The sequence below is a fragment of the Psychrobacter sp. CAL346-MNA-CIBAN-0220 genome, assembly GCF_040309805.1.
Lineage (GTDB): Bacteria > Pseudomonadota > Gammaproteobacteria > Pseudomonadales > Moraxellaceae > Psychrobacter.
The window spans coordinates 1-269 of sequence record NZ_JBEOPF010000320.1 but is presented as its reverse complement, the minus strand read 5'-3'; the positions used below and the strand labels follow the sequence as shown (position 1 = coordinate 269).

The 269-nt window shown below is 39.0% G+C and carries 1 protein-coding gene; it reads left to right on the top strand.

The window, feature by feature from the left end; translation table 11 throughout:
• Positions 1-269: type 4a pilus biogenesis protein PilO (locus tag AAEY88_RS13810; protein ID WP_350563302.1), on the top strand; the 269-nt coding region annotated here is incomplete at both ends.

The window sequence follows — 269 nt, the reverse complement described above, 5'->3', positions numbered from 1 at the left end:
GAATGAAATCGAGCTCGATAACATCGGTGAGTGGCCCGTTATTGTAAAAGCAATATGCGGAACTTTTGTAGCTTGTTTGGTGTTGTTTTTTAGCTACAGCTTATTAGTGTCGGATGAAATAGACAGCTACCACAATGCCGTTGCTAAGGAAATTGAGTTACGCACAACCTACCGAACTAAATATGCAGTTGCCAGTAAGCTTGATATTTATCGTGAGCAAATGGTTGAGATGGAAGATAAATTCTCTCAATTATTAAAACGCCTACCTA